Here is a 20,508-nt window from a genome sequence, read left to right as displayed (position 1 = left end):
GCGGACTTACCTTCCCATGTATGGGCACCACGGGCCGCGCGGCCCACATCCTCGACGTCCTGATCACCGAATTCGGCGACTCCATCAAGCGCGACCCGCACGCCTTTTCCCGGAAGTTCAGGAAAATGGCGGCTTCGCCGTTCGCGTTCTACCGTGGCAGCGCCAGCGTGTTCTACGCGGACATGACCGCCGAGTACGCCGACGACGCCTATCTCGACGAGCTCACCAGCCGGGTCTGGATCCACGGCGACCTGCACGCCGAGAACTTCGGCACCTACATGAACGCCTCCGGCTCGCTCGTCTTCAACGTCAACGACTTCGACGAGGCCTACGTCGGCCCCTACACCTGGGACCTGAAGCGCTTCGCCGCCAGCGTGGCGCTCATCGGATACGGCAAGGCGCTGTCGGACGAGGCGATCTCCACGCTGGTGACCGAGTTCGGTACCGCGTACCTGGCCGAGCTGGGCGGCATCGCGCACGGCGGGGACGACGCGATCGGCTCCCTCACACTCGACACCACCAGCGGCGTGCTGCACCGCGTGCTCCAGACGGCCCGGCTGAGCACCCGCGTGGCCATGCTCGACCTGGAGACGGTGATCGACGATTACGACCGGCGCTTCGCGCTCATGGAGGGCCGCACGGCGGTCTCGCCGCAGGACAGGGAGCGGGTGGTGGCGGCCTTCCAGGACTACCTGCACACGCTGCCCGGCGGCGCGAACCCGGTCGAGCACCACATCAAGGACGTCGCGCTGCGCAAGGGCGTCGGCATCGGCTCGGCCGGGCTGCCCTCCTACAACCTGCTGCTCGAAGGCCGCTCGCAGGCGCTGGAGAACGACGTCATCCTGTACATGAAGCAGGCCCAGGTGCCCGCGGTGGCCAGGCACATCACCGACGAGCGGGTCGCCTCCTACTTCCTGCACCAGGGCCACCGCACCGCCGAGTCGCAGCGCGCGCTGCAGGCCTACGCCGACCCCTGGCTCGGCTACACCAGCCTCGACGGCGTCGGGCAGCTCGTCGCGGAGGTCTCGCCCTACTCCGCCGACCTCGACTGGGACGACGTGAACGAGCCGGAGGAACTGCGCTCGATCATGCGCGACCTGGGCCGGGCGGTGGCGCGCATGCATTCGGTGGCCGACGACGAGAGCAGTCACGATCTGGTGGACTTTTCGACGGAAGAGTCGATTGTGGCCGTAGTCGACAGCGATTCGACAGGATTTGTTGCGACGTTGGTGAATTTTGCACACCATTACGGGGCACAAGCCCGCAAGGACCATCAAACGTTTGTCGACCTCTTCAGGAACGGCCGAATCCCCGGACTATGATCCGCTTCTCCCTTCCCGATCCTGCCCACCGGCTGGCCGGTGTCCGCCTGTGGCAGGAGCTCGGGCTGCCCTCGGTCGACTTCATGTACGGCGCCGCCGGCTGGACACTTGCCATCCCCCGCCCGCCCGTGCACCGGATGGAGTACCTCCTGGAACTGCGCCACCGCGCCGGCGGCGTGGAGACCATCCTCGACCCGAGCAACCCCTTACGCGTGCGCGGCGTCTTCGGGCCGAAGAGCGTGCTGGAGTTCCCCGAATACTCCCCGCCCGGCTGGCTCGCCTTCCCCGCCTCCTCCGGCGGCACCAGCGTGTGGGCGCCGGAGGGTGTCGGCGGCGACTTACCCCTGCTCGTGGTCCACGACGGGCCCGAGTACGACGACCTGGCCGGTCTCACCCGCTACCTGGCCGCCGGGGTCGCCGGCGGCTGGCTGCCGCCGCTGCGCGCGATCCTGCTGCATCCCGGCGACCGCAACGCCGACTACTCGGCCAACCCGGACTACGCCGACTTCCTGGCGGCGCAGCCGTACCGGAGCGCGACCGTGCGCATCGGGATGGGCACCAGCCTCGGCGCGCTCGCCATGCTGCACGCCCAGTGGCGGCATCCCGACCTCTTCGACGCGCTGTTCCTGCAGTCGGGCAGCTTCTTCCAGCCGCGCTTCGACGCCCACGAGCGCCGCTTCCCCTACTACGAGCGGGTCACCCGCTTCGTCGAAGAGGTCCACAAAGGTACGGCGGTGCGGACCGTACCCACGGCGATGACCTGCGGCGGCATCGAGGAGAACATCCACAACAACCGCGCGATGGCCGCCTCCCTGCGGACCCAGGGGTACGCGGTGACCCTCCGGGAAGTGCCCGACGTGCACAACTACACCGCCTGGCGCGACGCCTTCCATCCCCACCTGACGCGGCTGCTGCAGGACGTGTGCTCATGAGACGCGAGTTGGTCGACGGCGTCCTGGCCTACGGCCACTGGGGGCGGCCGATGCTGGTCTTCCCCTCCGAGCAGGGACGGCCCTCGGACTTCGAGGACAACGGCATGCTCGGCGCGATCTCCGACCTGGTCGAGGCCGGGCGGGTCAAGGTGTACTGCGTGCCGAGCAACGACCGCGAGTCCTGGTCGAACCGGTCGATTCCGCTGGAGGAACGCGCCCGGCGGCACACGGGCTATGAGCAGTGGATCGTGGAGAAGGTCGTCAACGCCATCGACGAGGACTGCGCGGGCGCCGACGACATCATCACGTTCGGCTGCAGCCTCGGCGCCTACCACGCCGCGAACTTCGCACTGAAGCGGGCGGATCTGTTCCCGCTGGCGATCGGGCTGTCGGGCAACTATGACCCCTCCGCCTGGCACGGCTGGGGCGAGCGCGGCGAGGCCGCGTACTTCAACAACCCGCTCGACTACGTGCCGCACCTGCACGGCGACCACCTCGACTGGCTGCGCGGGCGGCTCAGCGTGCTGCTGGTGTGCGGGCAGGGCCAGTGGGAGGACACCACCGGCTCACTGGAGAGCACCAAGCGGCTGGCCGCCGCCCTGACCGGCGTCGGCATCCGGCACGAGCTCGACCTCTGGGGCCGCGACGTGCCGCACGACTGGCTGTCCTGGCGGGCACAGCTCGCCCACCATCTGGGGAGGTTCGTGTGAAGCACCTGGTCGGACTGCTGCTGGGGACCGAGGAGGACTGGCCGGCCGCCTTCGAGGAGATCATGCGCAGGGCCATGCCCGCCTACGAGGTGGAGCGGGTCACCATCGAGCCGTTCGGCCTGCGCGACGAGCCGCGCTACGACGTCGTCATCGACCGGCTCGCCTACTGGTACTACCACCCGCGCGAGTGGCTCAAGAAGATCGCGATGATGGACGACGTCTACCTGCTCAACAGCCCGTTCACGTTCCAGTCGATGGAGAAGCACACCGCCTACTGCGCGATGATGCGCCTCGGGCTGAAGGTGCCGGACACGGTGCTGGTGCCGTACAAGAACCCGCTCGACAACGCGCGGTACGCCTACACCTCGGCGCGTTACAACAAGGCCTTCGACCTCGACGCGATCGCCGAGCGGATCGGCTACCCGCTGTTCATGAAGCCCTACGACGGCGGGGCCTGGCGCGGGGTCTCGCTCGTGCGCGACGCCGACGAACTGCACCGCGCCTATGACGAGAGCGGCGAGATGCTCATGCATCTGCAGAAGGCCGTCGACGGGTACGACGCCTTCGCCCGCTCGCTGTCCATCGGCGCCGAGACCATGGTCATGCGCTTCCACCCGGAACAGCCGATGCACGCGCGGTACTCGGTGGACCACTCCTTCCTCTCGCCCGAGGTCGGCGAGGAGGTGGTGACCATCGGGCGGCTGGTGAACGCGTTCTTCCGGTGGGAGTTCAACTCCTGCGAGACCCTGGTCAAGGGCACCGGCGTGCACCCGATCGACTACGCCAACGCCTGCCCGGACGTGGCGCTGACCAGCCTGCACTACTACTTCCCCTGGGCGATGAAGGCGCTGGTGAAGTGGACGGTGTTCTGCGCGGAGACCGGCCGCAAACCGCGCATCGACCTCGACACCCGCGAGTACTTCGCCGTCGAGGGCTCCTACGCCGAACGGCTGGCGGCCTACCGCACGCTGGCCGACGCCTACTTCGAGACCGACCGCTACCACGAGTTCTGCGCGGAGCGCCTGGCCCACCTGGACGAGGCGGTGCTCGACTGGGTGGCGGGACCGTCGTTCGACCGGCTGCTGATGAACGCGGTGACCGCCACCTACCCGGCGCACGAGCACGACCGGTTCATCGCGCACTTCCGCGGGCTGCTGGCGTTGTGGGTGAAGGACAACTCGTGACCTGGTGACCGACCGGTCGGTATGGCATGCTTCCGGAACATGACTCTGTTCTCGGTGGAAGGCAAGAAGGTCGTCGTCACGGGCGGCTCCCGCGGCATCGGCCGGATGATCGCGGCCGGATTCGTGGCGGCGGGAGCGGAGGTGTACATCTCCGCCCGCAAGGCCCACGAGGTGGCCAAGACCGCCGCCGAGCTGGGCTGCGCCGGAGTGCCGGCCGACCTGTCCACGCCCGAGGGGGCGGACGAGCTGGTCTCCGCCGTGGACGGCCCGCTCGACGTGCTGGTCAACAACGCCGGCGCCACATGGGGCGCGCCGCTGGAGGAGTTCCCGCCCGAGGCCTTCGACAAGCTCTGGAACATCAACGTCAAGGGCGTCTTCTACGTGACGCAGCGCTTCCTGCCCCAGTTGCGCGCCGCCGCCAGCGCCGACGTGCCCGCCCGGGTGATCACGATCGGGTCCGTCGACGGCATCCGCGTGCCCGGCCTGGAGAACTACGCGTACTCGGCCGCCAAGGCGGGCGTGCACATGCTCACCCGGCACCTGGCCCGCCAGCTCGCGCCCGCCCACATCACCGTGAACGCGATCGCGCCGGGCCCGTTCGAGTCCAAGATGATGGCCTTCGCCCTGGACGACCCGGCCACCCGCACGCTGATCGCCTCCCAGGTGCCGATGGGCCGCATCGGCCGTCCCGACGACATGGCCGGAGCCGCCATCTTCCTGGCCTCCCGCGCGGGCGCGTACCTGACCGGGACGGTCATCCCGGTGGACGGCGGCATCTCCTGCTGACGCCTTCGCGGGGTAGTCTCGGCGCGCGTGAACGTCTACGTGGGGAACGCCGGCCAGGACGCGGCGCTGGACAAGGGCTGGCTGCTCGGGCACTTCAAGGAGGCCGGGCTCCGGCACAGCGAGGATGTCGAGATCAAGTGGGGCGTCCACGCGGCCGGGGACAAGCGGCCCGCCTGGGTGCGCGGAGAGGTGCGCACGGCGTTGCTGGTGCTGATCAGCGGGCGCTTCCTGGTCGAGCTGCCCGGCCGGGACGTCCTGCTGGAGCGGCAGGGCGACTACGTGGTCTGGGGCCGCGGCGTGGACCACTCGTGGGTGGCCGAGGAGGACTCGGTGGTGCTGACCGTCCGCTGGCCCTCGGTGCCGGGGTACGCGTGACACCCGGCACCGGTGCGCGGCGTCAGAGCAGTTCGCCCAGGGCGACGGCGAGGTTCTTGGCGGCCTGCGGGGTGTGGCTCAGGTAGAGGTAGGGCTCGGTGAGCTCCAGCTCGATGACCGCCGGCCGGCCGTCCGGGAGCCGGACCAGGTCGACGCGGGCGTACAGAAGGGCCTGGGGGATGGCGGCAAGCACCTTCTCGGCCAGTTCGACCTGGTCCGGGGCAGGATCGCGCAGCTGCGCACGGGCGTTGTCGGCATTGGTCATGCCCGGGGCGAGCATGGGCGTGCGCCGGACGGCGTGGCTGAGGCGGCGGTTGAAGTACAGCAGCGAGGTCTCGCCCTCGCTCTCGACCATGTCGAGGTAGGGCTGGACCATCGGCGTACGGCCCGCGGCCTCCAGAGCTGCGGCGTGGGCCTGGGCGGCGGCGGCTTCGGTGGTTCTGATGGTGTCGCGGGCGCCCGCGGAGACGGCGGGCTTGACGACGAACTCCTCCCAGTCGGGCAGGTCGTGCGAGGACCAGTGGGTGGGCACGATGGGGACGCCGAGATCGCGGAGATAGGTCTTGTCGGTATTGCGCTCCAGGACGTCGGCGGGGTTGAGCAGCCGGGTCACCGCTTCGGCGCGGTGCGCCCAGGCCAGGAAGTCGGCCCTGCGGTCGGTGTAGTCCCACACCGAGCGCACGACCGCCGCGTCGAAGGAGCTCCAGTCGACGTCGGGGTCGTCCCACCGGACCGCGCGGCCCTCGATGCCGTGCTCCCGCCAGGCGGCGAGTGCCGGGTCACGCTCGTCGTCGTCGTTCCCGGGGTCAGCAAAAGTCACATATGCACACGTAATCATCCAGGAATGCTAATACGGCGCGAGCCGGGCCTTAGAGGGACCCGGCTCGCACGCTCACGTCCGGGCTAGTCGTCGATGGCGACGCCGGTGTGGCTGCCGTTCGCGCTGGTCACGGCGTTGCCCAGGATGTTGTTGACGTTCGTGGCGCCGTGGCCGCCAACGTTGCTGGCGACGACGTTGTTCACGTTGTTGCCCGACTGCTGGGATTCGGAGTTCCAGCTCGCGTTGTTGTTCGAGGAGTCCGCGTGAGCGGGGGCAGCGAGAAGCGTGGTGCCCGCGGCAGCGGCGACGACGAGACCCGTCATGCAGAGCTTCTTGAACATGCCTGTGTCCTTCCGAGGAGGATTACTGGGTGTGGCTCCGCCGGCTCGCCTGTGGCCGGACGGATGGGGAAGGTTCAACGGTGATCGTCTAGTAGAAGACGTAGATGACCGTGATGCTGCCGTTCGTGGTGGTCACGGCGTTGCCGCCGAGGTTGTTGACGTTGGTCGAGCGGCCGCCGCCCGCGTTGACGGCAGCGATCTCGTTGAAGTTGTTGCCGGACTGCGAGGAATCGCTGTTGCTGCTCCCGTTGCCGTTCCAGCTGTCCGCGTGCGCAGGGGCCGCCAGCAAAGTGACGCCCGCCACCGCGGCCACAACGGCGCCGGTGGCACACAACTTCTTGATCACTTCTGCTCCTTCATCGTCTTGTGACAGGCCGCACGCAGGGCCCAGGCATGCGACCGCCCCTTTGACTCACCTTGACCCGGAGGGGTCAAAGCCAATGTGATCGTATAACCGAGAGTGGTGTTTGGGTAGCTGTTAGTAATCAGAACATTATTCTGGAGCTCCCGCTGACAGAGGGTGTCAGCGGGGCGGCCCTAGCGTGCGCGCATGATCTACGAGCTGCGCCGCTACACACTGCGGCCCGGAGCCCGCGACACGCTCGTCGAGCTGTTCGAGCGCGAGTTCATCGAGACGCAGGAGGAAACCGGGATCGAGGTGGTCGCGCTGTTCCGCGACCAGCGGGCGCCCGACACCTTCACCTGGATCCGGGCCTTCCCCGACATGGAGAGCCGGTTCCGGTCCCTCACGGACTTCTACACCGGAGCCGCGTGGAAGACCCACGCGGAGGCCGCGCGGGCCACGATGGTCGACACCGACGACGTGCTGCTGCTGCGGCCCGTGCTGTTGCCGCCGTTCGCCGGGCTGAGCGGGGGCTCCGGCGAGGCCGCGCCGTACCGGCTGACGGTCTTTCCCGTCGCGGAGGGGTCCGTCGCGCGCTTCGCCGCGCTCGCGGAGGGGGCGGCGGCCTGCTTCGCGACCGAGCACGCCGTGAACACCTATGCCCGGCTGCCGGTCAGGGAGGGGGAGAACGTCTTCGTCCGGTTCACCAGGGGCGAGGACGCGCCGGCCGTGCCCGCCCTCGACGACCACCTCACCGGGCCGCCGCGGCACTTCCTCCTGCACCCCACGGAACGCAGCCACGTGCGCTGACGGGCGCGGAAAAGGGGAGGAAGGCCCTCTGTCCGGGTCGATAGGTTGGCGTGATGGACGGGATCGTGGTGGTGGTCAGCGGGCCGCCGGGGGCGGGGAAGAGCACGGTGGGGCGGCTGCTGGCCGACGATCGCGAGCTCAGCGTGCATCTGCGCACCGATGACTTCTGGGCCTTCATCAGGAAGGGCGGCATCGCGCCGTACCTGCCCGGGGCGGGGCGGCAGAACGAGACGGTGATGAGCGTCCTGGCCGGCTGCGCGTTCGGCTACGCGGCGGGCGGATACTACGTGGTCGTGGACGGCGTGGTGGGGCCCTGGTTCGTGGAGGCGTTCACGCGGCGGGCGCAGGGGACGCCGCTGCACTACGTGGTGCTGCGGCCCTCACGGGAGACGACGCTCACGCGGGCGACGGGCCGGGGCGCGGGCGCGCTGACCGACCCGGAGCCCGTGCTCAGCATGTACGCCCAGTTCACCGACCTGGGTGAGCTGGAGCCACACGCCTTCGACTCCTCCGCGCTCACCCCGGCTGAGACCGCCGAAGCGCTCGGCGAGGCCCTGGCGGACGGCGGCTACCTGCTCACGTGAGCAGCGCTTCGGCGCCGCGTCCGCCTCGGTCACCGTGACACCCACCGGGCGGCGTGATGGCGCGCCCGGCCATCTGCTCCCAGCGAGGCGCCGTGGGTGTTCGCCCGGTTCAGGTGGGCTGGGCGGCGCCGTACACCGGCTCCGGGGGCGGGGCCTGTGCCAGGAGGGCGGCCACGGCGGGGCCGAGGTCGGCGGGGTTCCAGCGGGCGGTGGTGGTGACGGCGGGTCCGTGGTGCCAGCCGGTGGCCAGCGCGACCGTGCCGCCCTCGACCTCGAAGACCCTGCCGGTCACCGCGGCCGACTCCACCGAGCCCAGCCAGACGACCAAGGGGGCGATGTTGGCCGGGTCCATGGGGTCGAAGCCGGTCTCCGGTCTCGCCATGGTCGTGGCGAAGACCTCCTCGGTCATGCGGGTGCGGGCGGCGGGGGCGATGGCGTTGACGGTGACGCCGTAGCGGGCGAGTTCGGCGGCGGCCACCTGGGTCAAGGCGGCTATGCCGGCTTTGGCGGCGGCGTAGTTGGACTGGCCGACGCTGCCCATGAGACCCGCGCCGGAGGAGGTGTTGATGACGCGGGCGTCGACCGGGTCGCCGGACTTGTGGCGTTCGCGCCAGTGGGCGGCGGCGTGGCGTAAGGGCAGGAAATGGCCTTTCAGGTGGACGCGCAGGACGTCGTCCCATTCCTGCTCGGTCATGGAGACCAGCATGCGGTCGCGCAGGATGCCGGCGTTGTTCACCAGCACGTCGAGGCGGCCGTAGGCGCTGACGGCCGACTTGACGAGGCGGGCGGCGCCGTCCCAGGTCGCGATGTCGTCGGCGTTGGGCACGGCCTGGCCGCCCTCGTCGCGGATCTGGGCGACGACCTCGTGCGCCGGGCCCGAGGAACGGCCGGCGCCGTCGCGTTCGGCGCCCAGGTCGTTGACGACGACGCGGGCGCCCTGGCGGGCGTACTCCAGCGCGTGTTCCCGGCCGATGCCGCGACCGGCGCCGGTCACCACCACGACGCGACCCTCACAAATGCCCACACGACCTCCAATGATCCTTTTATCGCGCTATTTCAGCAGAAGTTAGCCAGCTCCAGGCAGGGGTCTCGCCGCCTCCGTGTACCTGGATCTGCGCGCCGGTCACGTATCCCGGCGCGGCCAGCCACAGGCAGGCCGCCGCCACGTCCTCCGGCCGGGCCATCCTCCCGGCCGGGATGGTGGCGCCGACCTGCTCGAACGCGCCGCCGTAGTGGCCGGCCGCGTTCTCCGTGGCGGCCAGGCCGACGACCACGGTGTTGACCCGGACCTCGGGCGCCCACTCGGCGGCCAGGCACGCGGCCAGGTGGTGCAGGCCCGCCTTGGCCGCTCCGTAGGCCGAGGTGCCCGGGGACGGGCGGACTCCGCTGGAGCTGCCGATCATGATCACCGAGCCGCCCGTCTCCCTCAGCAGCGGGTGGGCCCGCTGGCTCATCAGCAACGGGGCGACCAGGTTGAGCTCGATCACCCGGGCATGGAGCCTGGGCGAGGAGCCGGCCAGCGGCGCGTGGGGCGAGCCGCCCGCGTTGTTGACCAGCACGTCCAGCCGGGAGAGTCCGCCCAGCAGTCGCTCGACGTCCTCGGGGTCGCGCACGTCCGCCCGCACGAACCGCACCGGGCCGCCGGACTCAGACGACGAGCCGGACGGCGGGCCAGGCGACGAGCCGGACGGCGGGCCAGGCGACGAGCCGGACGACGGGCCGGGCGGGGGCGTGCGGGCGCAGACGGTCACGGTGGCGCCGGCGGCGGCGAAGGCGTGGGCGATGCCGGCGCCGATGCCCTTGGTGCCGCCGGTGATCAGTACCTGGCGGCCGGTGTAGTCGTAAGTGGCGGTCACGGGTGCTACCGTACCAAGCAAGCGTTAGGTGCGACTATGGGAGCGCTATGGGGATCACGGTGCGCGGCGGGCCGGTCGCCGAGGTGGTGGTGGAGGTGCCGCCGGTCAACGCGCTGGCGGTGCGCGACTGGCACGACCTCGCCGACGCGCTGACCGGGACGGGCGCCGACCCGGCGACCCGCGCGGTCGTGCTCAGGGCCGAGGGCCGCGGCTTCAACGCGGGCGTCGACATCAAGGAGATGCAGCGGACCGACGGCCACGCGGCGCTGGTGGGCGCCAACCGGGGGTGCTTCGCCGCCTTCGCCGCCGTCTACGACTGCCAGGTGCCGGTGATCGCGGCGGTGCACGGGTTCTGCCTGGGCGGCGGCGTCGGCCTGGCCGGCAACGCCGACATCGTGGTGGCCAGCGACGACGCGTACTTCGGGCTGCCGGAAGTGGATCGCGGCGCGCTCGGCGCGGCCACCCACCTGGCCAGGCTGGTGCCGCAGCACCTGATGCGCGCCATGGTCTACACCTGCAGGAACGTCACCGCCCGGGAACTCCACGCCTTCGGCTCCGTCTTGGAGGTCACCACCCCGGACAAGCTCCGCGATACCGCCATGGAGGTCGCGGGCCGTATCGCCGAGAAGGACCCCCACGTCATCCGCCGCGCCAAGGAGTCGCTCAACGGCATCGACCCCGTGGACGTCAAGCGCAGCTACCGCTTCGAGCAGGGCTTCACCTTCGAGCTGAACCTGCTCGGCGCCGGCGACGAGCACAGGGAGAGGTTCCTGCGGTGACCAAGGTCATGACGATCGAGCGGGTCGTCGCCGAACTGGAGAGCGGGATGACGATCGGCGTCGGCGGCTGGGGCTCGCGCCGCAAGCCCATGGCGCTCATCGGAGGCATCCTGCGCTCACCCCTGAAAGACCTCACGATCATCTCGTACGGCGGCGCCGACGTCGGCCTCCTGTGCGCGGCGGGCAAGGTACGCAGGGTCGTCGCCCCGTTCGTCACCCTCGACTCGATCCCGCTGGAGCCCCACTTCCGCCGGGCCAGGCAGGAGGGAACGGTCGCGTTCACCGAGTACGACGAGGGCATGTTCATGTTCGGCCTGCTGGCGGCGGCGCACCGGCTGCCGTTCCTGCCGACGCGGGCGGGTCTCGGGTCGGACGTGATGCGGGTGAACCCGGAGCTGCGAACGGTCCGCTCGCCGTACACGGAGGAGGAGCTCGTCGCGGTGCCCGCGCTGGAGATGGACGCGGCGCTGATCCACCTCAACCGGGCCGACGCGCGCGGCAACGCGCAGTATCTGGGCCCGGACCCCTACTTCGACGACCTCTACGCGAAGGCCGCGAAGAAGACCTACGTCTCGTGCGAGCGCGTCGTGGACACCGCGGACCTGCTCAAGGCGGGCCCGGTGCAGTCGTTGCTGGTCAGCCGGTCGATGGTGGCGGGGGTGGTGGAGGCGCCCGGCGGCGCGTGGTTCACCAGCTGCGAGCCCGACTACGGCAGGGACGAGGAGCGTCAGCGGCGCTACACCACGACGGACTGGCGGGAGTTCCTCAATGGGCAGTGAGCGAACCCGACGCAGTGAGCGGAGTGGAGGCCCGACGAAGGAGGGACTCCGCGTAGCGAATGAGGAGCGGTGAGCGAACCGATGAGCACAGCTGATGTGTGCGTGGTGGCCTGCGCGGAGGCGTTCAGGGGGGACGGCGAGATTCTGGCGGCGGGCATCGGGGGCGCGGTCACCGTGCTGGCGGCGCGGCTGGCCAGATCGGTGTTCGAGCCGGACCTGATCACCCACGACGGCGTCTGCCTGCTGACCGGCGACATCCCGGCCCTGGGCGCGGCGCCGCGGGTGGTGGAGGGGTGGCTGCCGTTCCGCGACCACCTGTGGCTGGTCCTGAACGGCCGGCGGCACGTCATGCTCGGCGCCTCCCAGATCGACCGGCACGGCAACACGAACATCTCGGCCATCGGCGACTGGGCGCGGCCGAAGGCGCAGCTGCTGGGCGTGCGCGGCGCGCCGGGCAACACGCGTTGCGACCCGACCAGCTACTGGATCCCCCGGCACACGCCGCGCGTGTTCGTGGAGAAGGTGGACGTGGTCAGCGGGCTGGGCACGGACCGGGGCGCGTACGACCTGCGCCGCGTGGTGACGAACCTGGCCGTCCTGGACTTCGGCGGGCCGGGCGGGACGATGCGGCTGGTGTCCACGCATCCCGGGGTGAGCGTCGACGAGGTGGTCGCGGCCACCGGGTTCGCGCTGGACGTGCCCGGCGAGGTGCCGGAGACCCGGCCGCCGACCGAGGAGGAGTCAGCGGTGCTGACCGCCCTCGATCCCGGCGGGCTGCGGGAGAAGGAACTCGCGTGAGGACGGCGCTGACCGACCTGGTCGGCTGCCGCCATCCGATCGTGCAGACCGGGATGGGGTATGTGGCCGGCGCCCGGCTGGCCGCGGCCACGTCGGCGGCCGGTGGGCTCGGGATCATCGCGGCCGCCACGATGTCGGTCGGGCAGATGACCGAGGCGATCAGGAGCGTCAAGGAGCGTACCGGCGCGCCGTTCGGGGTGAACATCCGGGCCGACGCCGACGACGCCGCCGAGCGGGCCGAGGTGATGATCAGGGAGGGTGTCCGGGTGGCCTCGTTCGCGCTGGCGCCCAAGCGGGAGCTGATCGCCCGGCTCAAGGACGCGGGCGTGGTCACGATGCCGTCCGTGGGCGCTCGCAGGCACGCGGAGAAGGTGGCGGCGTGGGGCGCGGACGCGATGATCGTCCAGGGTGGCGAGGGCGGCGGCCACACCGGCCCGCTGGCGACCACGCTGCTGCTCCCCCAGGTGGTCGACGCGGTGGACGTGCCGGTGGTCGCCGCGGGCGGCTTCTTCGACGGGCGCGGCCTGGTCGCCGCCCTGGCGTACGGCGCGTGCGGCATCGCGATGGGGACCAGGTTCCTGCTGACCAAGGACTCCCCCGTGCCCGACGCGGTCAAGCAGGTCTACCTGGCGGCCGCGGAGACCCTCGTCACCACGAACGTGGACGGCGTGCCGCACCGGGTACTGCGCACGCCGTTCGTTGACTCGCTGCAGCGCACCCGGCTGCTCAGGGCCGTGCTCAACGGCGCCCGCTTCAAGAAGGTCTCCGGCCTGTCCTGGGCCGGGCTGCTGCGCGAGGGCCGGCGCATGAAGCACGGGCGCGAGCTCACGTGGGCCCAGGTGCTCCAGGCGGCCAACACCCCGATGCTGCTGAAGGCCGCCATGGTCGACGGCCGCGCCGACCTCGGCGTGATGGCCTCCGGCCAGGTGGTCGGCGTCATCGGCGACCTGCCCACGTGCGCGGAGCTGATCGAGCGGGTCATGGACGAGGCCGAGACGACCCTGCGCGGGCTCACACCACGCTGAGGCCGCGAGCCAGCAGGAGCGCGGCCGCCTGGGTCTGGTTGATGGTGGCGCCGGAGAACGCGCGCAGCTTGGCGTCGTCCGGCTCGCCGAGGTCGGCGCCGCGCAGGTCGGCGTCGGCGAACACGGCCCTGAGCACCTTCGTGCCGATCAGCCGGCAGTCGCTGAAGACGGCGTCGGTGAAGTCGCAGCCCGACAGGTCCGCCTCGTCGAAGCGCACTCCCTCCAGGAACTGGCCGCGCAGCGAGCAACCGCCCAGGTTGGCCATCATCAGGTTGCACCGGCTCACCTTGAAGCCGGTGCCGCGCGAGGCGGTCAGCGAGGTGCCGATCATGCGGCAGCCGCTGAACACGGCGTCGGTCATCAGCGCGCCGCCGAACCTGGCCGACGACAGGTCGACGTCCGTGAAGACCGCGTCGAGCAGGTCCGCGTCGGTGAACACCGCGCCCAGCCCGCCGCCGCCGGTGAACACGGCGCCGTCGAGGTCGGCCTTGCGGAAGTCGGCGCCGTCCAGGACGCAGGACTCGAAGCGGGCGCCGCCCAGCGAGGCGCCCCAGAAGTCGGCGCCGGTCAGGTCGCACTCGCGGAAGACGTGGGTCTCCTCCGCGGCGAGGCGTTCGGTCAGGGCTTGCCGGGAAAGGTCCTCGCCGTCGAAGTTCACGACGTCATAGGGTACCGGTGATCGCTTCGGCGGCGGCCTGGCCGCAGACGCGGGCGGAGCCGTACGTGGCGATGTGGACGGAACCCAGGTCGGTGCGGGCGGGCAGGCCCATCTCGACCACCACCGCGTCGGGACGCGCGCTGAGCAGGTGGCGCAGCGCCTCGCCCTGCCAGGCGTAGCGATGCGCGTCGCGCACCACGATCACCAGCGGACGGTCCTCGGCGTCCTGCAGGAGGCTCTCCAGGGCGGCGCCGGTGGCCTCGCCGGCGGCCAGGCGGGTCACGGCGGTGCCGGGCAGCATCCTGGACAGCGGCTCGCCGACGCCCCACGGGGTGCCCTTGTCGATGGCCAGGTTCATCTCCGGCGACAGCTCGATGACCTGGGCGGGCCGCTTGATCGGCAGCGTGGGCGCGGCCGACCTGCGGGTGATGCGCAGGGCCCGGCGCGCGGCGTCGAGGCCGATGCGCTCGCCTGAGCCGTTGACGCCGCCGTGGCCGGAACCGGCGACCGGCCCGCCGGACAGGGTCCTGGCGCGGGCGGCGACGGTCCAGTCGGCCAGTTCCGTCACCCTGCGGGCGGCGTCGGCCAGGCGCTCCTCGGGCAGGAGCCCGTCGGACACGGCCGCGGCGATGGCGTCGCGCACCGAGATCGCGGTGGCCTCGTCGGCGTGCTCGCCGCCGACGCAGATGGCGTCGGCTCCGGCCGCGATGGCGCGGGCGGAGGCGCCGCCGATGCCGTACGCGCCGGAGACCGCGGCCATCTCGATGCCGTCGGTCACGATCATGCCTTCGAAGCCCAGCTCGTTCCTGAGCAGCCCGGTCAGCACCTTCTGGCTGAGCGTGGCGGGGGCGTTGGGGTCGTGGGAGGGGACGAGCAGGTGGCCGGTCATGACCGCGCGCACCCCCTCGTCGATCGCCGCGGCGAAGGGGGCGAGCGCCTCCTCGATCTCGCCGCCCACGACGGGGACGCCGTGGTGGGAGTCGACGGAGGTGTCTCCGTGGCCGGGGAAGTGCTTGGCGCAGGCGGCCACGCCGGCCGACTGCAGGCCGCGTACGAAGGCTCTGGTGTGGCGGGAGACGAGGTCGGAGTCGGCGCCGAAGGCGCGCAGGCCGATGACGGGGTTGTCGGGGTTGGAGTTGACGTCGGAGGAGGGGGCGAAGTCGACGGTCACGCCGGCGGCGGCCAGATCGCAGCCGAGGTCGCGGGCGAGCGCCTCGGTGAGCTCGGTGTCGTCCACCACGCCGACCGCGTAGTTGCCCGGCCGGCTGCTGCCGGTGGCGACCTCCAGCCGGGTCACCTCGCCCGACTCCTCGTCGGTGCCGACCAGGACGGCGGGGTTCTCGGCGCGCAGGGCGGCGGTCAGTTCGGCCACCTGGGGGACGCTCGCGATGTTCCGGGAGAAGAGCACGACGCCGGCCAGTCCGTCACCGAGCCTGCGCAGCAGCCAGTCGGGGGGCGTCGTGCCTTCGAAACCGGGCAGGAGGACGGCGTCAGCCAGGCGCAGGAGGTCACGGCTCAAGGGCATGACCCGAAATCTAATAGGAAAGTTTCCTATTTGCTAGAGGCATTTTCAGACGTCAACACGGATGATCCGAAGACCGTCCGTGATGAATTCGGCGACAGTACGGACTCCTGAGGCTTCCAGCCCCTTGTGGGACACGCGAAATCCGGTCGCGCCGGCCGTACCGGAGAGGTATCCGCGGTGTCCGTCGAAGTGCCGGATGTGCGGGTTTGCGGCCAGAACGGCTTCCGCGTCGGTCTCGGGCGGCCGGCTGGAGACGGCCGAGCAGACGAACTCGGCGCCGGCCGAGGGCGAGGAAGGATCAAGAAAGTCTGCTTTGAGATCGCACGCCCAGTGATTGTGAACGTCGCCACTCAGCACCACCAGGCCGCCCGCCGCGGCCAGGATGCGGGCGCGCTCGGCCGGATGGCCGTCCCAGCTGTCCAGGCGCAGGTTCGGCGCGGGGCCGGGGACGAAGCGGCGGGCGAAGAACAGCGGCTGCACCAGCACCTTCCAGCGGACCGGCGTCGTGGTCAGGCGCGACAGCAGCCACTGCTCCTGCGCGGCGCCGAGCATCGTGGCGGCGTCGCGGTGCTGGCGCACGTCCAGCAGCATGAAGTCGGCGACCTGGCCGTAGGTGCGCCGCCGGTACATCTGCAGCGCGCCCGCCTCGGGACGGACGCGTAAGGGCATGTGCTCGTAGTACGCCTGATAGGCGGCGGCCCGGCGGCGCAGGAAGGCGGCGGAGCCGTCGCCCCTGCCCCGGTAGTTGTCGAGCACCTCGTGGTCGTCCCAGGTCGCGACCCAGGGGGCGGCGGCGTGGGCGGCCCGCAGATCGGGATCGGACTTGTAGCGGGCGTAGCGGGCTCGGTAGTCGGCCAGCGTGACCGCCTCACCCGGCCGGTCCAGGCGGCGTACCGGGTCGGCGGCCTGCCGGCTCTCGTAGATGTAGTCGCCCACGTGGAAGACCACGTCGGGACGCTCGTCCGCCAGGTGTCTCAGGGCGGTGTAGCGGCCGTGCTCGTAGCGCTGGCAGTTGGCCACGGCGAAGCGTACGAGATCGGACGAGGCGGGGTCGGCGGCCGTCTTCGTGCGTCCTGCGGCGCTGAGGTCGGCGCCCGCGCGGAACCGGTAGAAGTACTCCGTGCCCGGCCGCAGGGCCGCCACCCGCACGTGCACGCTATGCGCCCACTCGGGCAGCGCCCGCGCCGTGCCCTGCCGCACGATCTTGGTGAACCGTTCGTCCGCGGCGAGCTGCCATCCGACCTCGACCGCCCGGCCGGGTACTCCGGTCAGCCGGGTCCACAGGATGACGCCGTCCGGCAGTGGCTCCCCCGATGCCACGCCCAAGGTGAAGGGGTTGACCATACGTTCAATGGTGACTCACAACCGCTCCACGATGGTGACGTTCGCCTGACCTCCCCCCTCGCACATCGTCTGCAGCCCCCAGCGCCCGCCGGTGCGCTCCAGCTCGTGCAGCAACTTCGTCATCAGCACCGCGCCGGTCGCGCCGAGCGGGTGGCCCAGGGCGATCGCGCCGCCGTTGGGGTTCACGACGGCCGGATCGGCGCCGCTCTCCTTGATCCACGCCAGCGCCACGGAGGCGAACGCCTCGTTGATCTCGATCACGTCGAAGTCGCCGATGGACATGCCCGTCCTGCCGAGCGCGTGCGCGGTCGCGGGGATGGGCGCCGACAACATCTCGATCGGGTCGCCGCCGCGCGCCGACAGATGATGCACGCGGGCGCGCGGGGTGAGCCCATGCTCCTGTACGGCTCGCGCCGACGCCACCAGCAGCGCGGCGGCGCCGTCGGAGATCTGGGAGGCCAGGGCGGCGGTCAGCCGTCCGCCGTCGAGCAGCGTCTTCAGCCCGGCCATCTTGGCGGCGGTGGTGTCGCGGCGCGGCCCCTCGTCCACGGCGGCGCCCTCGTAGGGGACGATCTCGCCGGCGAAGCGGCCGGCGTCGATGGCGTGGATCGCGCGGTGATGGGAGGTGAGGGCGAACGCTTCCATGTCATCTCTCGACACATCCCACTTTTTCGCGATTAGTTCGGCTCCGTGGAACTGGGAGACCTCTTGCGTGCCGTACCGCTGGGACCAGCCTTTGGAGCCGCTGAACGGCGTCTCGTGGCCGAGCTCGCGGCCGGCCAGCATCGCTTGGGAGATGGGGACCATGCTCATGTTCTGCACGCCACCGGCCACGACGAGGTCGCTGGTGCCCGACATGACGGCCTGGGCGGCGAAGTGCAGGGCCTGCTGGGAGGAACCGCACTGACGGTCGACCGTGACCCCCGGAACCTGCTCGGGCAGACCGGCGGCCAGCCAGCAGGTACGGGCGATGTCACCCGCCTGCGGCCCCACCGTGTCCACACACCCGAACACCACGTCCTCCACGGCCGCCGGGTCTATGCCGGTGCGCTGCACCAGTTCCTTGAGCACGTGCGCGCCCAGGTCGGCGGGGTGGGCGGCGGCCAGCCCGCCGTTCCTGCGCCCGACCGGGGTCCTGACCGCACCGACGACGTACGCCTCGTTCATACCCATCATCCTAGCAAGCGCTTGGTCGCTTGCCAGCGAGCTCCCGGCCCAATCCCCAGGCCCAACCCCAAAAAGGGGTGGGTGGGGTGGTTGGGTGGGGTGGGGTGGAATCGGGTGGGGGTCCGGGTGGTTGGGGGTGCTTGGGCGGGTGAGCTGGGCGTGTTACGTGAACAAGCGATTGTGCGAGGGCTCATAATGGAGGACGTGACAACGCGAAAGAACTCCGGCGCGACCGCCACCCCGGCCAAGCGCCAGCGCGCGACCTCGTCCGGCTCGGCCTCCGAGCGCCGTGACCACCTCGTGAAGCTCGCCGCGGAGCTCTTCGCGCGCAAGGGCTTCCAGGCCACGACCGTGCGCGAGATCGCCGACGAGGCCGGGATCCTCTCCGGAAGCCTCTACCACCACTTCGACTCCAAGGAGACGATCGTCGACGAGGTGCTCTCCACCTTCCTCGACGACCTCATCGCCCGCTACCGCGCCGCGCTGGAGTCCGGCGGCGAGCCGCGGGCCGTGCTCTCCGAGATGGTGCGCATCGGCTTCGGCACGCTGGAGCCCCACCGCGCCGCGATCACCGTCATGCAGAACGACTGGAACTACCTGCGCCAGTTCGAGCGCTTCAACTACCTCGTCAAGGCCGAGGACGAGGTCGAGCAGATGTGGGTCGCGCAGATCAAGGCGGGCCAGGCGGCGGGGCAGTTCCGCGGCGACGTCGATCCCAAGCTCACCTACCGGATGATCCGCGACACGATCTGGGTGGCGGTGCGCTGGTTCCGGCCCGGCGGCAGGCTCAACACGACGGGCCTGGCCGAGCACTACATCACCGTGCTGTTCGACGGCCTGGCCACGGGCGAGCGCACCACGCAGAAGGCATGAGCCTCCGCAAAGCCGTCCGCTTGGCGCTGCAGGAGGTGGCCGACGCCGGCAAGGCGCCGCAGATGCAGCGCTACATGAAGTCGGAGATGCCGTTTCTCGGGGTGTCGGCCGGGCCGCGCCGTACCGCGCTGAAGAAGGTTTTCGCCGCGCACCCGCTCGACGGCGCGCCCGAGTGGCGGCGCGCGGTGCTGGAGCTGTGGCGTGAGGCGGAGTTCCGCGAGGAGCGCTACGCCGCGATCGAGCTGTCCGGCTACCACCGCTACCGCGAGCACCAGACGCTCTACACGGTGCCGATGTACGAGGAGATGGTGGTCACCGGAGCCTGGTGGGACCTGGTGGACGAGATCGCCACCCACCGGGTCGGCGGGCTGCTGGCGGCCTTCCCCGACTCGATGCGCCCGCTCATGCTGCAGTGGGCCGGCCAGCCCGATCTGTGGAAGCGCCGGACGGCGATCCTGTCGCAGAACCGGTTCAAGCAGCGCACCGACACCGCCCTGCTGTTCGCGTGCATCGAGCCGAGCCTGTCGGACAACGACTTCTTCGCCCGCAAGGCCATCGGCTGGGCGCTGCGCGAGTACGCGAAGGTCAGCCCGAGCGAGGTGGTGCGCTACGTCCAGGCCAAGGGCATCTCGGGCCTGAGCCGGCGCGAGGCGCTCAAGAACATCGCTATCGAGTCCACAACGCCTCCTGCACCGCCTGCACCAGGGCCATCAGCCCAGGAGTGACGCTCTCGCCGCGCCAGGCCAGTCCGTAGGTCAGGCGCAGGTCGGCCCCTTCCAGCGGGACGAACCTGACGTCCTCCCTCCGTACGGTCCTGGCTACGAGCTGGGGGATCGGCAGCAGCCCGGCACCGGCGGCGACCAGGTCGAGGGCGGCGGCGTAGTCGTCCTCTGCCACCTGCCGATGCCGTCCCGGCAGGCCCGCCAGCCGCCCGCCGGGCACGAGCAGGTCCTGCCCGCTCAGCTGCTCGGCCAGCACCCGGTTACGCCACGGATGATCAGCCGGTACGGCCAGCCGATCCACCGTCACGTGAAAACGGGCCCCCGTGGTGAACCTGGCCGGGGCGGGAAAGGCGACCAGGGCCGCCGACACCCGCCCCTCGTCGAGCGCCTGGGCGGCGGCGGCCCGCCCGGCCGGGCGGAGCTCGACGGCCAGGGACGGGCCGCGGGCGGCCAGCCGCCGCACGATCCGCGCCGCCAGCGCCCCAGCCAGCGGTGGATAAGCGAGATGGATAATCGCCTGAGTCAGCCGGGCGGCCTCGTCGGTGAAGCCCTCGACCGCGGCCAGCACCTGCTCGGCCTGTGCGAGCAGGGCCGCACCGGCGGGGGTCAGCCGTACCTCGCGGGCGTTGCGCTCGAAAAGCTGGAGGTGGAGGGCATTCTCCAGTCGGGTGATGGCCTGGCTCATGGCGGGCTGCGACATGCCCAGGTCGGCGGCGGCCCGCGAGAAGCTGAGCCGCCCGGCCACGCGGGCGAAGCAGTGGATCTCCTTGAGCAT

At 71.0% G+C, this 20,508-nt stretch carries 24 protein-coding genes; 14 read left to right on the top strand and 10 right to left on the bottom strand.

Annotated features, from left to right (window positions below; all coding sequences use genetic code 11):
- The first annotated feature begins 20 nt into the window (after positions 1 to 20).
- Genes ACIBI5_RS18455 through ACIBI5_RS18430 form a run of 6 tightly spaced genes read left to right on the top strand, consistent with a single transcriptional unit; the run spans position 21 to position 5,309 of the window.
- Positions 21 to 1,322, top strand: a complete 1,302-nt coding sequence (locus ACIBI5_RS18455; RefSeq protein WP_397248204.1) for a DUF2252 domain-containing protein — start codon at positions 21 to 23, stop codon at positions 1,320 to 1,322.
- Positions 1,319 to 2,254 carry an alpha/beta hydrolase gene (locus ACIBI5_RS18450; RefSeq protein ID WP_379635621.1) on the top strand — a complete coding sequence of 312 codons (936 nt, stop codon included), beginning with the start codon at positions 1,319 to 1,321 and terminating at the stop codon, positions 2,252 to 2,254. The genes ACIBI5_RS18455 and ACIBI5_RS18450 overlap by 4 nt, the downstream gene beginning before the upstream one ends.
- Positions 2,251 to 2,964 carry an esterase family protein gene (locus tag ACIBI5_RS18445; RefSeq protein ID WP_397248202.1) on the top strand — a complete coding sequence of 238 codons (714 nt, stop codon included), beginning with the start codon at positions 2,251 to 2,253 and terminating at the stop codon, positions 2,962 to 2,964. Before ACIBI5_RS18450 ends, ACIBI5_RS18445 begins: the two co-directional genes overlap by 4 nt.
- The gene (locus tag ACIBI5_RS18440; protein WP_397248200.1) at positions 2,961 to 4,148 is read left to right on the top strand and encodes a hypothetical protein; all 1,188 of its coding nucleotides are present in this window, start codon (positions 2,961 to 2,963) and stop codon (positions 4,146 to 4,148) included. The genes ACIBI5_RS18445 and ACIBI5_RS18440 overlap by 4 nt, the downstream gene beginning before the upstream one ends.
- Positions 4,149 to 4,187: 39 nt before the next feature.
- Positions 4,188 to 4,934: an SDR family oxidoreductase gene (locus tag ACIBI5_RS18435; protein ID WP_397248198.1), complete on the top strand. Its 747-nt coding sequence runs from the start codon at positions 4,188 to 4,190 to the stop codon at positions 4,932 to 4,934.
- 27 nt (positions 4,935 to 4,961) lie between these two features.
- Positions 4,962 to 5,309, top strand: a complete 348-nt coding sequence (locus ACIBI5_RS18430) for a signal peptidase I (protein WP_397248196.1) — start codon at positions 4,962 to 4,964, stop codon at positions 5,307 to 5,309.
- A 22-nt stretch (positions 5,310 to 5,331) separates the two neighbouring features.
- On the opposite strand, the gene ACIBI5_RS18425 is transcribed toward ACIBI5_RS18430, so the two are convergent.
- The 3 genes from ACIBI5_RS18425 to ACIBI5_RS18415 form a co-directional block, all read right to left on the bottom strand.
- Positions 5,332 to 6,129, bottom strand: a complete 798-nt coding sequence (locus tag ACIBI5_RS18425; protein ID WP_397248194.1) for a RimK family alpha-L-glutamate ligase — start codon at positions 6,127 to 6,129, stop codon at positions 5,332 to 5,334.
- 83 nt (positions 6,130 to 6,212) lie between these two features.
- Positions 6,213 to 6,470 carry a hypothetical protein gene (locus tag ACIBI5_RS18420; RefSeq protein WP_397248192.1) on the bottom strand — a complete coding sequence of 86 codons (258 nt, stop codon included), beginning with the start codon at positions 6,468 to 6,470 and terminating at the stop codon, positions 6,213 to 6,215.
- Positions 6,471 to 6,558: 88 nt separating this feature from the next.
- On the bottom strand, positions 6,559 to 6,816 hold the full coding sequence (locus ACIBI5_RS18415; protein ID WP_379618021.1) for a hypothetical protein: 258 nt from the start codon (positions 6,814 to 6,816) through the stop codon (positions 6,559 to 6,561).
- A gap of 204 nt (positions 6,817 to 7,020) precedes the next feature.
- Between ACIBI5_RS18415 and ACIBI5_RS18410 the strand changes: the two genes are divergently transcribed.
- Entirely contained in the window at positions 7,021 to 7,623 is a 603-nt protein-coding gene (locus tag ACIBI5_RS18410; protein ID WP_397248190.1) for an NIPSNAP family protein, read from the top strand.
- Positions 7,624 to 7,676: 53 nt separating this feature from the next.
- Positions 7,677 to 8,207, top strand: coding sequence for an AAA family ATPase (locus ACIBI5_RS18405; RefSeq protein WP_397248188.1), 531 nt, complete (start codon positions 7,677 to 7,679; stop codon positions 8,205 to 8,207).
- 109 nt (positions 8,208 to 8,316) lie between these two features.
- Here ACIBI5_RS18405 and ACIBI5_RS18400 read toward each other — a convergent pair whose 3' ends face one another.
- On the bottom strand, positions 8,317 to 9,231 hold the full coding sequence (locus ACIBI5_RS18400) for an SDR family oxidoreductase (protein WP_397248186.1): 915 nt from the start codon (positions 9,229 to 9,231) through the stop codon (positions 8,317 to 8,319).
- Positions 9,232 to 9,250: 19 nt separating this feature from the next.
- Entirely contained in the window at positions 9,251 to 10,063 is an 813-nt protein-coding gene (locus ACIBI5_RS18395; RefSeq protein ID WP_397248184.1) for an SDR family oxidoreductase, read from the bottom strand.
- 47 nt (positions 10,064 to 10,110) lie between these two features.
- Between ACIBI5_RS18395 and ACIBI5_RS18390 the strand changes: the two genes are divergently transcribed.
- From ACIBI5_RS18390 to ACIBI5_RS18375, 4 genes are all read left to right on the top strand, one after another.
- Complete coding sequence (locus ACIBI5_RS18390; RefSeq protein ID WP_397248182.1) at positions 10,111 to 10,842, top strand: enoyl-CoA hydratase family protein; 732 nt, start codon at positions 10,111 to 10,113, stop codon at positions 10,840 to 10,842.
- Positions 10,843 to 10,850: 8 nt separating this feature from the next.
- Positions 10,851 to 11,621 carry a CoA transferase subunit A gene (locus ACIBI5_RS18385; protein WP_397249131.1) on the top strand — a complete coding sequence of 257 codons (771 nt, stop codon included), beginning with the start codon at positions 10,851 to 10,853 and terminating at the stop codon, positions 11,619 to 11,621.
- Between the two features lie 81 nt (positions 11,622 to 11,702).
- Positions 11,703 to 12,419 carry a CoA-transferase subunit beta gene (locus ACIBI5_RS18380; RefSeq protein ID WP_397248180.1) on the top strand — a complete coding sequence of 239 codons (717 nt, stop codon included), beginning with the start codon at positions 11,703 to 11,705 and terminating at the stop codon, positions 12,417 to 12,419.
- On the top strand, positions 12,416 to 13,444 hold the full coding sequence (locus ACIBI5_RS18375; RefSeq protein ID WP_397248178.1) for an NAD(P)H-dependent flavin oxidoreductase: 1,029 nt from the start codon (positions 12,416 to 12,418) through the stop codon (positions 13,442 to 13,444). The genes ACIBI5_RS18380 and ACIBI5_RS18375 overlap by 4 nt, the downstream gene beginning before the upstream one ends.
- Here the strand turns inward: ACIBI5_RS18375 and ACIBI5_RS18370 are convergent.
- The 4 genes from ACIBI5_RS18370 to ACIBI5_RS18355 are packed head-to-tail and all read right to left on the bottom strand — an operon-like array spanning position 13,431 to position 18,138.
- Positions 13,431 to 14,102, bottom strand: coding sequence for a pentapeptide repeat-containing protein (locus ACIBI5_RS18370; RefSeq protein ID WP_397248176.1), 672 nt, complete (start codon positions 14,100 to 14,102; stop codon positions 13,431 to 13,433). The genes ACIBI5_RS18375 and ACIBI5_RS18370 overlap by 14 nt on opposite strands.
- A gap of 4 nt (positions 14,103 to 14,106) precedes the next feature.
- Positions 14,107 to 15,627, bottom strand: a complete 1,521-nt coding sequence (locus ACIBI5_RS18365) for a glycoside hydrolase family 3 protein (RefSeq protein WP_397248174.1) — start codon at positions 15,625 to 15,627, stop codon at positions 14,107 to 14,109.
- 45 nt (positions 15,628 to 15,672) lie between these two features.
- Positions 15,673 to 16,971 carry an alkaline phosphatase D family protein gene (locus ACIBI5_RS18360; protein WP_397248172.1) on the bottom strand — a complete coding sequence of 433 codons (1,299 nt, stop codon included), beginning with the start codon at positions 16,969 to 16,971 and terminating at the stop codon, positions 15,673 to 15,675.
- Between the two features lie 15 nt (positions 16,972 to 16,986).
- Positions 16,987 to 18,138, bottom strand: coding sequence for an acetyl-CoA C-acetyltransferase (locus tag ACIBI5_RS18355; RefSeq protein ID WP_397248170.1), 1,152 nt, complete (start codon positions 18,136 to 18,138; stop codon positions 16,987 to 16,989).
- Between the two features lie 195 nt (positions 18,139 to 18,333).
- Between ACIBI5_RS18355 and ACIBI5_RS18350 the strand changes: the two genes are divergently transcribed.
- Entirely contained in the window at positions 18,334 to 19,011 is a 678-nt protein-coding gene (locus ACIBI5_RS18350; protein ID WP_221340958.1) for a TetR/AcrR family transcriptional regulator, read from the top strand.
- Positions 19,008 to 19,736: a DNA alkylation repair protein gene (locus ACIBI5_RS18345; protein WP_397248168.1), complete on the top strand. Its 729-nt coding sequence runs from the start codon at positions 19,008 to 19,010 to the stop codon at positions 19,734 to 19,736. The genes ACIBI5_RS18350 and ACIBI5_RS18345 overlap by 4 nt, the downstream gene beginning before the upstream one ends.
- Here ACIBI5_RS18345 and ACIBI5_RS18340 read toward each other — a convergent pair.
- The gene (locus tag ACIBI5_RS18340; RefSeq protein ID WP_397249129.1) at positions 19,678 to 20,508 is read right to left on the bottom strand and encodes a LysR family transcriptional regulator; all 831 of its coding nucleotides are present in this window, start codon (positions 20,506 to 20,508) and stop codon (positions 19,678 to 19,680) included. The two genes, ACIBI5_RS18345 and ACIBI5_RS18340, sit on opposite strands and share 59 nt — an antisense overlap.

Origin of the sequence: Nonomuraea sp. NPDC050540 (assembly GCF_044457485.1) — a bacterium.
Taxonomy (GTDB): Bacteria; Actinomycetota; Actinomycetes; order Streptosporangiales; family Streptosporangiaceae; genus Nonomuraea.
The sequence above is the reverse complement of the archived record's forward strand: the minus strand, read 5'-3'. Positions and strand labels throughout refer to the sequence as shown.